The organism is Spirulina sp. 06S082 (assembly GCF_034932145.1).
In the GTDB taxonomy this organism is placed as follows: Bacteria; Cyanobacteriota; Cyanobacteriia; order Cyanobacteriales; family Spirulinaceae; genus CCY15215.
In genome coordinates this window covers 43,319-52,961 of record NZ_JAYGHV010000385.1, presented here as the reverse complement: position 1 = coordinate 52,961, position 9,643 = coordinate 43,319, and the positions used below count along the sequence as shown (strand labels likewise).

The window sequence follows — 9,643 nt, the reverse complement described above, 5'->3', positions numbered from 1 at the left end:
GATCGGCTAAGGCCCTTAAACGCCGAGTACGGAAAAGTTGCTCCCGGTTGGGGAACAACTTCCCTTATGGCAGTTTTCATGCTGTTATTTTTCGTGTTCTTGTTAATTATTTTGCAGATTTACAACTCCGATCTCGTTCTTAATGGCGTGAATGTTGATTGGAGAAGTTTAGGTAGCTAGAACGGGACGCGAGAAGTAAGCACCGGCTTCTCTTCTCGTGATTTTTCCAATTAGAGCGATCGCACCCGGTTCGCCGGGTTTTTTATTGTGTAAAAATAAAGACGCAAACTTGAGGAACGGGAGTCTCATCATGAATGTTTTTGGCATTGGTTTACCGGAAATGGTGCTAATTTTGGTTGTTGCCCTACTCATTTTTGGGCCTAAAAAACTACCAGAAATCGGACGCAGTCTTGGGAAAGCGATTCGCGGATTCCAAGACGCATCCAATGAATTTCAAAATGAATTCAAGCGAGAAGCACAACAAATTGAAGATGCCGTGAAAATGAATGCCCAGTTAGAACCCCAAGAATCAACCGAGATGAATTCCCAGGTAGAAGCGACTACCCAGCATCCAGAATCCGAATCTCCTCGAGTTTAGGTGAGATTTACGGGCTATCGCCCAGAAATGCGATCGGTAAACAAATTACGATTCTGGCAGTTCAAAGCGATAGCCATAACCGCGAATCGTCTTAATCAGAGACGGTTGGGCAGAATCATTTTCGATTTTTTTGCGAATTTGCCCGATATGTACGTCCACTACCCTTTGATCTCCCACCATATCGTCATAATCCCAAACATCTTTAATTAAAGTTGGGCGACTTAAGGCTTCATTGGGATGAGACGCAAGGTAATAGAGCAGATCGAACTCTAGTGAAGTAAATGAAACGAGTTGTCCGCTCACTTTAACTTCTCTTCGCTGAGGATCGATCGCTAAATAACCAAACTCAATAATTTCTTTTTCTGGAGGGGTTGTCACCACTCGCTTGCGCTTGAGGATCGCCCCAACCCGAAATTCGAGTTCTTGCAAATCAAACGGTTTTGTTAAATAGTCATCGGCTCCTTTTCTAAAGCCGATCGCCTTATCTTCCGTATCATTACGACTGGTAAGCATTAAAACAAAGACATCCGTTCGGCTTTGCATTTGCTCGCAGAGATTATAGCCGAGAGCATCGGGCAAATTCACATCGAGAATCACCAGATCGGGGTTAAAGCTGTCAAACGCGACCAAGGCAGACTTGCCATCAGCCGCCGATTCCACTTGATACTTTTTTTGAGAGAGAAATCGCTCAACGAGGTTTCGGATAGCTGGGTCATCATCCACAACAAGAATTTTGGCAGAGTCCGTAGCCATAGTTTTTCTTTGAAAAAATTAAAAAACTAGATATTATGACTTAATGTAAGGTCGATTAACCTAAGATGGTCCTTGGTATTCTAGACAACAGCATTCTAGACAACAATAGAGACACTGTTAGGTTACTCTAAATAGATTAGGTCATGCTCGATATATTGACATCCAATCGGCAATTGACTGGCCCGAACTGGCGAGCCAGTTTACCACCCTCTCGATGTCAAGCTACACTAGCTTTATGAGGGAGTGCAGCAAAGGGTTAACTCTGAAACACTTATTAAACCAGTGTAGAATTTGCAGCAACCAAAGGCAAAGATGGGACTATTGTGGAGGTTGTTTGATGAGCGAACAAAATGCCTATGAAACTCTAGGGTTAACGCGAGACGCGTCTTTTGAAGAAATTCAAGAGGCTAGAAGTCGTTTGGGTCAGCAATACGAAAATGACAGCAAACAAGTGCAAACCATTGAGGCTGCTTATGATGCGATTATCATGGATCGCTTGAAAATGCGTCAAGAGGGCAAAATTAAGGTGCCCGAACGCATTCGCTTTCCGGAGCGAACGGCAGAAGTGCCAACCCCTGTTGCCTTAAATACTCCAATGGTTTCAACGGGTTGGATGCAGAAATTTATCGATACGCCATCGCGATCGGATATTCTTTGGCCGGCTCTCATCTTTTTGAGCTTGGCTATTTTGACCTTGTTAACTCCAAATGAGAATTCAACTTTGAGACCCCTAGCCCTTGGATTAGGGTTTTGTGTCAATCTTTATTTTCTCAATCGCAAGGAAAATCGCTTTGGTCGGGCTTTCTTGATGACTTTTGTGGGATTCCTCATGGGCTTGGTTATTGGGGGTCTCCTTTCGGGTTTGGTGAGTTCTCCCGTTGGCAATGGGGGGAGTTCTCCGGTGGAGTTTGCCCAATTACTAACTTTCCTGATTTTCTGGCTAATGAGTAGTTTTCTGCGCTAATTGCGTTCTCTAGGGACTCAAACCCAATTAATCCTCAATGAGTTCTCTCTATTTGGGGGATTCATTGGGGGAGGGAGTAAATTTTTATTAATTTTTATGAACAATAGTAAAAAATAAACCAAGGGAAAATTTTTGACGATTCAACGATCTGAGGATTCTAACTGTGTTTGCACCGAACCATCCGTTCCTAAAATCAAACGCATTTGTAGGGTTTGAGAATTTGAGGAGGGAGAAACAAAGGGTTTGCCCAGTTGAGGCATGGGGGTGCGATCGAGATAGCTTAGTGCGGCTTCTCCTAGGGGGATAAAGCTCTTGAGAGAACCATCATTGGCTAAGTACAGGCGATATTCTAAGGTTTCTTTTAGGTTTTCTGGGGGTTGCCACCGTTGTTGGAAGTAGCCTTGGACTTGAGAGACTTGGGGGGACGCAATTTGCCCTGGATTAGGGGTTCCGCCTTCTAAGGATTCAAAGGGAGAGGGGGCGCGATCGCGGCTGTTTGAACTAGGGGCAGAACCGGGGGAGCGTGGGGGAACAGGACGAGCAACAACAGGAGGGATAGGGGCTGCTGCTGTTGTTTCTGGTCGGTTTGGCGATCGCGGCGGTTCCACGGGAGCAGTGGGTAAATTGTCCAATGCCTCTGCTTCTGCCGAATCTTCCAAGGGAGATGCAGGGAAATTATCGGGAAATGGGGTGCTTTCTAAAGGGGCATTATTCTGGGATCGCTCTGAGGTGACGGCGGGTAGATCCGGCAGGGTTGGCGTAGCTTTGGGCAAGACTAAAGGGAAATCATTGTTTTCCTCTTCTGGTGGGGGAGGAGGTGAGGAGGAACTCGAGGAGGAACTTGAGGAATTGCTTCTATTGAGAGGGCGAGGGGGTCTGGGGGTAACAAAGGGTGCTTCTGGGGCGATAGGCGCAGTGACAGACGGGGGAGGAGCGACGGAACCGCGTTGGGAGAGATCGTCGGGAAAGGCAGGATTGGGAGGGAGTAAAGGTTCCGGGAGGGGGGGTAAAGGTTCGACGGGAGAAGTGGCGATCGCATCTTTTGGAGATGAAGTCGAAGCAATTTGACTTTGCGGTTGTTGGCTCAGTTGCACGATCGCCGTTGCCAGTCCTACGGTAAACAACAGTCCGGCGGCAACTTTGACCCAAACTGGAACGATGGGGGTTGAAGACTGACGAGCCAATTGAGGGAGGCGATCGATCTCGGCACTGTACTCGTCAAGGGCTGTGGCCAGATCGAAAAGTTGGGTGGCGCTCAACGGTACGATCGCCTCGGAATTTGACCCCGCCAGTTTTCCGAGGGTGAGTTCGTGGAGAAGTAGTCCTTTGGGTTGAAGATAAGGCAAGGAAGACGCAAGAGAGGCGTTATCCTCTGGGGCAAGAGGGGGATTTTCTGGTGTCGGAGTGCCAACGGTGAGAAGAGGCAATTTGCGAGTCGAAGAGAGGAGTAAAAAATCTTGAACGTAGGTGGTGACTAAATCGCATAAAAGGTCTAATTGTTCGCGATCGCCGCAAGCGATGGGAGAGTCTTGCTGAATATTTCTGGGATCGTCGAAGCGCAATTCAAAACGCAACTCATTCACGAGGGCATTCCCCCAAAAACGAGCCAGAGGCGATCGCTTGGCCACAATCTCTAAAGTACAAGTTGGGGGAGTATAACGGCGAGTAATCATGGTAGTAATAAATGATGAGGGATAAATAAGGAGCGATCGCGGATAAATAATAATTGATTGATAACTGTTAACCGATCAGAGCTAACCATAAGCGGCGATGACCGTTTGCTGCACTATAGAAGAGTAAATCGATTAAAAATTTGCAAGCAAGACTTTCGAGTTCTGCGCTGGAAATTGCTGCATTTTCTCCCATGCGTTCTTGATAAATATTAGAAAAATTGTCTAAATAATCTCCTAAAAGTGCAACTTGATAGAGAGGGCGATCGTCCTGTACCATTTGCTCCAGAAGGGTTACGGCACGACGAATCAACTCTTGATGCTGCTGTGCCAAACAACAGATAATCAGAACCAACGATCGCGCTTCTTCGACATCTAATTTTTTTCGTCCCCCCGAACTTTTCCGCAAAGGATTAGATTGGCGCAAGCGCCATAAACCGACGCGATCGCTGATTTCAGACTCCAAGCCTAAATCTTTAGCGGTTTTGAGAATAGCATCAGAACCAATTCCCACCAAGGCTTCTAGCGCCAGTAAAACCAGATCGAGGTGGGTTTTAATATTGTCGAGTTGATCGACCTTGGGGGATGCCGCAAGGGTCAAATCTTGCCACAAAGTTTGTTGGTGTCGGTGGAGTTGGGGACTGCGGGAGTGCATAAATTTAGCTTACAGAAGCGATCGGGGTTGAGGGCGTGCCGTTACCATTCTGGCAACATCGGCGCAAAAGCATTCTGGAATTTTAGGATATATACGATAAAATTGTGGGAATTGATAGCTTCATCTCTTGAGAGTAGGGAGTGTCAAAAGATTGGCAGGGAAAAATAAGCATCTGAATTACAGATATGAATCACATTCGAGTTGTCTTGATTGAAGACCACGATCTTACCCGCATGGCGTTAAAAACAGCACTACGAGAACGCAGTGAAGTCGATTGTATCGGGGAAGCCGCTAAGGGAAAAGATGGCTTGCAGTTGGTGCAGAATCTTGTCCCCGATGTGGCGATCGTTGATATTGGTCTACCGGACCTCGATGGTATTGAACTAACCCGTCAGTTAAAAACTACGCCGATCGCGACCAAAATCCTGATTTTGACCCTACAAGATAACGAAGAAACCGTTATGGCCGCTTTTGCCGCAGGAGCCGATTCCTATTGTATGAAAGATACAAAACTAGAATGGCTTCTCGATGCGATTAAAGCAACTCATCAAGGTAATGCTTGGATCGACCCGGCGATCGCGAAAATTGTTCTTTCCTGCGCCCGCAATTCTAATTCTGTGAGGTCTCGTTCTGCCTCAAACTCCCCTCTGACCGAGAATTATTATCTCACCGAACGCGAACTTGAAGTCCTGCAACTAATCGTGGAGGGCTACAGCAATGCCGAAATTGCAAAAGAACTTTACATTACCGTTGGAACCGTTAAAACTCACGTTCGCAACATCCTGAATAAACTTTGTGCCAACGATCGCACCCAAGCAGCCGTACAAGCCTTGCGTTCTGGCATCGTTAAATTATAAACTAAATTATGAACAATTATTAATGAGGGATGAAAAATTATCAATTGTTCATTGCCCATTTTCGAGAGGGGTACGAAAGATGGTATAGTTTGAAAGTTATGGGGTGTTCATCAATTGTCTTCCCAGTATCTAGGAGAGAGTTAAATCGCGATAGGAATTGAAAAAAAATTAATCTCTATTAATCTCTATCGTCAAAATATAACGAACAGTAACTCGTTTCGTCACTCCCCAAAATCTCTGATTTTCTTTGTCTTTTCCTTCCCCCTTTCCTTTTATAATCCAACCGGAGAAAGTTAATGAGTCAGGTAAGTTCCCAGAAACTGAAACTGATGGTGGTGGACGATGAACCCGACAATCTAGACTTACTATATCGCACGTTCCGGCGGGACTTTAAAGTTTTCAAGGCAGATGGTGCTTTAAGTGCTCTAGAAACCTTGGAAAAAGAAGGGGAAATGGCCATCATTATTTCCGACCAGCGAATGCCAATTATGAATGGGACGGAATTTTTAAGTAAAACCGTCGATCGCTTTCCCGAAACCATTCGCATTCTCCTGACGGGTTATACCGATGTAGAAGATTTAGTCGATGCCATTAACTCTGGCAAGGTATTTAAGTACATTACCAAACCTTGGAATCCAGAAAATCTCAAAACCGTCGTCCAACAAGCCTCTGAGACCTATAAAGTTCTCAAGAAAAGAACAAACGAATTGCGTCGCGCCCTGAGACGAGAAGAAATTCTCAACGTCGTCACGCGGACTATTCGCGAGTCTTTGGATTATCAAGATATGCTCCAGGCGATCGTGAAGACGATCGCGGAGAATTTTGAGGCCGCAGCCGGGGTTCTCAGACCCGTCGAAGGCGATCGCCTCAGTGTCGATTCCTTCCCCTATCAAATTACTGTAGAATCAAAAGAGGAATTCAGTTTTCCCCCCGAGATGCCATCCTTACTCGATCGCGTCCTCGAAACTCGCAATACTCAAGTACGAGCTTCTTCTGGGGAAGATGCCGCCCTGCAATTGGCAGTTCCTTTAACCGTTCAACAAGACCTCCTCGCCATCCTTTATCTCACTCAAGATGAAGAGGCAACACCTTGGATTGAAGATGATATTAATCTCTTGAAATCCGTCGTCGAACAGGCCGCTTTAGCGGTTTCCCAAGCCAGACTTTATCAACGCACTCAACAACAAGCCGAGAAAATGCGGGCTGAGTTAGAAGTCGCCAGACAAATTCAGCACAATTTACTGCGTCAAAGTTGGGGCGATACGGGAAACGTAAAAGTGCAGGCCAGTTGCTATCCTGCTCGAGAGGTGGGAGGAGATTTCTTTGAGGTTTACGTTCATCCTCAAGGAGATATTTGGTTAGCGGTGGGAGATGTTTCCGGAAAAGGAGTTCCGGCAGCATTGTTTATGACCAGCGCTATTTCAATTTTGCGTCGCGAACTCTCCCAAGAAGCCTCTCCCGATCCTCATGTAGTGCTAGGAAATCTCAACCAAACCATGAATGACGATTTATTTAGCACAAATTGTTTTATTACGATGGTGATCGCCCGCTATACTCCAGAAACACGGTGCTTGCACTATGCCAATTCTGGTCATATCTACCCGATGGTTTGGAATCATCAAACCAGCATTCAACAAGCAGAAGCCGGACAGGCCAATAGTCTCGAACCCAATTATTTAAAAGCAAGAGGGGTACCCGTCGGCATTTTGCCCGTTTGGAAAGGACAAGCCGGTGAGATAACCTTAAGCTCGGGGGATATTTTTTTGTTAACCAGTGATGGAATTACAGAAGCAACCGTGACGCGAGAGGATTCTCCCAGCGCGTCAGAAACGAATACAATGCTCAATCAAGACGGTCTTTGGCAATTGATTCTGGAAGAATCGTCAGCCTTCGATCTCACCAGCTTGTTAGAGCGCTTTCGCCAATGTACCACTCAAGTTCAGGAAGACGATCAAACAATGCTATCTTTGGAGGTTTTGTAGTTAATGAAGACGGAACTACAAATTCCGAGCGATCTTAAGTTTTTAACAGTAGTCGAGCGCTGGTTGCTTGACTGTTTGGAACTGGAACTCGGTGACTCAGTGGATTGGCCGCGCCAGTCCAGCCGCCTGCGCCTGGCGTTGGTGGAGGCCTATTCTAATGTCGTGCGCCACGCTCATAAGGAGCAATCGCAAATTCCTATTTTGCTGCGCCTCGAACTGAAAAATCGAGATTTGGCTTTGGAAATTTGGGATGTTGGTAATGGCTACGATCTTGATACCTATTCGGCTCCAGTTCCCGAACGAAAGCAGGAGGGTGGTTATGGTTGGTTAATTATGAAACGGCTCATGGATAAGGTTGAATACCAATTGCAGGTCAATGGCGAACGAAATTGCCTAAAACTACAAACCAATTTGCCAGAGACTGTATCTTGAGCGGTTTCTGAATCGCTATGAACTACCCCACCGTGTAGACGGATAGGATTTCAGTTACTTGAAATCCTTAACGGTGCTCGAGTATTCCATTCGCTTGCTCTTGCATTACTTGAAATTCAACACGGTGCCAGTTCCTCTTTAAACATTAGGTATTCTCCAACGCCAAAAAATAATAGAGCGTGTCAATTATGAATACTTCAGAGATTATTCAGCGACTCCAACAAGAACAAAAGATATTACAAAATATGGGGGCGCGATCGCTTTCTTTGTTTGGTTCGGTTGCTCGGAATGAGGCTCATGCGGATAGCGATCTAGATTTGTTAGTAGACTTATCTGAAAATTGCGGTTTATTTGAATTGTTTCGCCTCCGTCGCTATCTCGAAGAACAACTGAATTGTTCAATCGATCTCGGAACAGTAGAAGCACTCCGCGAACATCTTCGCCAACCGATTCTTGAGGAAGCAATTCATGTCTTCTAGAGATTGGAAATTACGGGTTTGGGATATTCTCAATGCGATCGCAGAAATCCAAGAGCAGACAGAAGCCTGTAGCTATGAAGAATTTCGCCAGAACTCATTACTGCAAAAAGCAGTGCTGTACAACTTCATTATTATAGGTGAAGCTGCTAACAGTATTCCAAACTCAATTCAAGCTCTTGCCCCCGATCTACCTTGGCGAGATATGTCTGATATGCGTAATGTAATCGCTCATGAGTATTTCCAAATTAATCTCCGTCTGGTTTGGAAAACTATTCAGCTTAACCTTCCTCCTCTCGTTGAATTTCTTCAGAGATTACTTGATGAATCCTAAAAAGTTGTTCCTTTCCAGCCCCACAGATGGCGTTCTGCATCGGCAAATTCAATGTAAATACGATCGCCTGGAACACCTAATTCTTGACTAATAGTATGACAAAAATCTAGGCTCATGGCTTTGGTTTGTTCCGGATTCATAGTGCCAATACTTTTGATTTCTAAAAAACAGACGCGATCGGGACTTCCGGCAAAAGTCATAGGAACATTTCCTTCAAAAGCCGTCATGACATAACTTTCTGGTTTGCCCAAATGTTGTGCTAATTTCTCCGACAAACTTTTGAGCAAAATTTTAACTTTTTTAGCATCGGGAGATTCAGTAGATTGAACTTTTATTAAAGGCATGATTTTAAAAATGATTGAATGATGAATTGACTCACGAACTGATAGCTGATAACTGTAGATCAACCGCCATATTGCCAGCCTGTATTTTCAAGCAATAAAGGTTTACCGTCCCGATAAATTCCCGCACCGATCGCCTCTCCGACAAAAACAGTATGATCGCCTTCATCAACGCTACCGATGACGCGGCATTCTAGATATCCTAATGAATCAGTGATAATGGGACATCCAGTTTTCTCACCTAGTGTAAAATCAATATCTGCTAATTTATTGCCAACACGACTTTGGGGTTTAAAAAATTTCGCGGCTAAATCTTTTTGTCCTTCGTCAAGAAAGCTCAAAGTAAATACACCACTCTTTTTTAGCATGGCATGAGAACCCGAATCTTGCCGCACGCAATTAATCACTAAAGGCGGTTTGAAAGAGCCTTGCATTACCCAACTGGCGGTAAATCCGTTGAGTTCTTCTCCATCTTTAACCCCACAGATATATAGCGCGTGGGGAATTTTCAATAACATGGTTTTCTTGGCGTTTTCGTCTAACATTGTTTTTCTTTCCGCGAACAAAATTTTTCTTTTGTT

At 45.1% G+C, this 9,643-nt stretch carries 14 protein-coding genes; 8 read left to right on the top strand and 6 right to left on the bottom strand.

Features of this window, described 5'->3' with window-relative positions:
* A partial coding sequence (gene psbH, locus VB714_RS22085; RefSeq protein WP_323226844.1) for a photosystem II reaction center phosphoprotein PsbH occupies window positions 1-180 on the top strand: 180 nt, incomplete at its 5' end.
* Here the strand turns inward: psbH and VB714_RS22080 are convergent.
* A complete protein-coding gene (locus VB714_RS22080; RefSeq protein ID WP_323226843.1) occupies window positions 169-312 on the bottom strand; it encodes a hypothetical protein in 144 nt (47 codons plus the stop codon). The two genes, psbH and VB714_RS22080, sit on opposite strands and share 12 nt — an antisense overlap.
* Here VB714_RS22080 and VB714_RS22075 point away from each other — a divergent pair.
* Window positions 311-598, top strand: coding sequence for a TatA/E family twin arginine-targeting protein translocase (locus tag VB714_RS22075; protein ID WP_323226842.1), 288 nt, complete (start codon window positions 311-313; stop codon window positions 596-598). The two genes, VB714_RS22080 and VB714_RS22075, sit on opposite strands and share 2 nt — an antisense overlap.
* 45 nt (window positions 599-643) lie before the next feature.
* On the opposite strand, the gene VB714_RS22070 is transcribed toward VB714_RS22075, so the two are convergent.
* On the bottom strand, window positions 644-1,351 hold the full coding sequence (locus tag VB714_RS22070; protein WP_323226841.1) for a response regulator transcription factor: 708 nt from the start codon (window positions 1,349-1,351) through the stop codon (window positions 644-646).
* A gap of 337 nt (window positions 1,352-1,688) precedes the next feature.
* On the opposite strand from VB714_RS22070, the gene VB714_RS22065 reads away from it, so the two are divergent.
* Window positions 1,689-2,315: a CPP1-like family protein gene (locus VB714_RS22065; RefSeq protein ID WP_323226840.1), complete on the top strand. Its 627-nt coding sequence runs from the start codon at window positions 1,689-1,691 to the stop codon at window positions 2,313-2,315.
* Between the two features lie 140 nt (window positions 2,316-2,455).
* On the opposite strand, the gene VB714_RS22060 is transcribed toward VB714_RS22065, so the two are convergent.
* Window positions 2,456-3,988, bottom strand: a complete 1,533-nt coding sequence (locus VB714_RS22060; protein WP_323226839.1) for a DUF4335 domain-containing protein — start codon at window positions 3,986-3,988, stop codon at window positions 2,456-2,458.
* A 67-nt stretch (window positions 3,989-4,055) separates the two neighbouring features.
* Window positions 4,056-4,640 (bottom strand): DUF3038 domain-containing protein, encoded by a 585-nt coding sequence (locus VB714_RS22055; RefSeq protein ID WP_323226838.1) that lies wholly within the window; start codon window positions 4,638-4,640, stop codon window positions 4,056-4,058.
* 185 nt (window positions 4,641-4,825) lie between these two features.
* On the opposite strand from VB714_RS22055, the gene VB714_RS22050 reads away from it, so the two are divergent.
* The 5 genes from VB714_RS22050 (at window position 4,826) to VB714_RS22030 (ending at window position 8,721) form a co-directional block, all read left to right on the top strand.
* On the top strand, window positions 4,826-5,497 hold the full coding sequence (locus VB714_RS22050; protein WP_323226837.1) for a response regulator transcription factor: 672 nt from the start codon (window positions 4,826-4,828) through the stop codon (window positions 5,495-5,497).
* A gap of 296 nt (window positions 5,498-5,793) precedes the next feature.
* Window positions 5,794-7,479 (top strand): SpoIIE family protein phosphatase, encoded by a 1,686-nt coding sequence (locus tag VB714_RS22045; protein ID WP_323226836.1) that lies wholly within the window; start codon window positions 5,794-5,796, stop codon window positions 7,477-7,479.
* A 3-nt stretch (window positions 7,480-7,482) separates the two neighbouring features.
* The gene (locus tag VB714_RS22040; protein WP_323226835.1) at window positions 7,483-7,911 is read left to right on the top strand and encodes an anti-sigma regulatory factor; all 429 of its coding nucleotides are present in this window, start codon (window positions 7,483-7,485) and stop codon (window positions 7,909-7,911) included.
* A 188-nt stretch (window positions 7,912-8,099) separates the two neighbouring features.
* Window positions 8,100-8,390 carry a nucleotidyltransferase family protein gene (locus VB714_RS22035; protein ID WP_323226834.1) on the top strand — a complete coding sequence of 97 codons (291 nt, stop codon included), beginning with the start codon at window positions 8,100-8,102 and terminating at the stop codon, window positions 8,388-8,390.
* On the top strand, window positions 8,380-8,721 hold the full coding sequence (locus tag VB714_RS22030) for a DUF86 domain-containing protein (RefSeq protein WP_204102332.1): 342 nt from the start codon (window positions 8,380-8,382) through the stop codon (window positions 8,719-8,721). The genes VB714_RS22035 and VB714_RS22030 overlap by 11 nt, the downstream gene beginning before the upstream one ends.
* Here the strand turns inward: VB714_RS22030 and VB714_RS22025 are convergent.
* Window positions 8,718-9,065 (bottom strand): phenylpyruvate tautomerase MIF-related protein, encoded by a 348-nt coding sequence (locus VB714_RS22025; RefSeq protein WP_323226833.1) that lies wholly within the window; start codon window positions 9,063-9,065, stop codon window positions 8,718-8,720. The two genes, VB714_RS22030 and VB714_RS22025, sit on opposite strands and share 4 nt — an antisense overlap.
* Before the next feature lie 59 nt (window positions 9,066-9,124).
* Window positions 9,125-9,607 (bottom strand): flavin reductase family protein, encoded by a 483-nt coding sequence (locus VB714_RS22020; protein ID WP_204102334.1) that lies wholly within the window; start codon window positions 9,605-9,607, stop codon window positions 9,125-9,127.
* Between the last annotated feature and the right edge of the window lie 36 nt (window positions 9,608-9,643).

Bases quoted from the DNA above. Each gene is read 5' to 3' on its own strand.
- VB714_RS22050 (WP_323226837.1), top strand. From the start codon at position 4,826: ATGAATCACATTCGAGTTGTCTTGATTGAAGACCACGATCTTACCCGC.
- VB714_RS22070 (WP_323226841.1), bottom strand. From the start codon at position 1,351: ATGGCTACGGACTCTGCCAAAATTCTTGTTGTGGATGATGACCCAGCT.
- VB714_RS22080 (WP_323226843.1), bottom strand. From the start codon at position 312: ATGATGAGACTCCCGTTCCTCAAGTTTGCGTCTTTATTTTTACACAAT.
- VB714_RS22060 (WP_323226839.1), bottom strand. From the start codon at position 3,988: ATGATTACTCGCCGTTATACTCCCCCAACTTGTACTTTAGAGATTGTG.
- VB714_RS22045 (WP_323226836.1), top strand. From the start codon at position 5,794: ATGAGTCAGGTAAGTTCCCAGAAACTGAAACTGATGGTGGTGGACGAT.
- VB714_RS22025 (WP_323226833.1), bottom strand. From the start codon at position 9,065: ATGCCTTTAATAAAAGTTCAATCTACTGAATCTCCCGATGCTAAAAAA.
- VB714_RS22040 (WP_323226835.1), top strand. From the start codon at position 7,483: ATGAAGACGGAACTACAAATTCCGAGCGATCTTAAGTTTTTAACAGTA.
- VB714_RS22065 (WP_323226840.1), top strand. From the start codon at position 1,689: ATGAGCGAACAAAATGCCTATGAAACTCTAGGGTTAACGCGAGACGCG.
- VB714_RS22035 (WP_323226834.1), top strand. From the start codon at position 8,100: ATGAATACTTCAGAGATTATTCAGCGACTCCAACAAGAACAAAAGATA.
- VB714_RS22030 (WP_204102332.1), top strand. From the start codon at position 8,380: ATGTCTTCTAGAGATTGGAAATTACGGGTTTGGGATATTCTCAATGCG.
- VB714_RS22020 (WP_204102334.1), bottom strand. From the start codon at position 9,607: ATGTTAGACGAAAACGCCAAGAAAACCATGTTATTGAAAATTCCCCAC.
- VB714_RS22055 (WP_323226838.1), bottom strand. From the start codon at position 4,640: ATGCACTCCCGCAGTCCCCAACTCCACCGACACCAACAAACTTTGTGG.
- VB714_RS22075 (WP_323226842.1), top strand. From the start codon at position 311: ATGAATGTTTTTGGCATTGGTTTACCGGAAATGGTGCTAATTTTGGTT.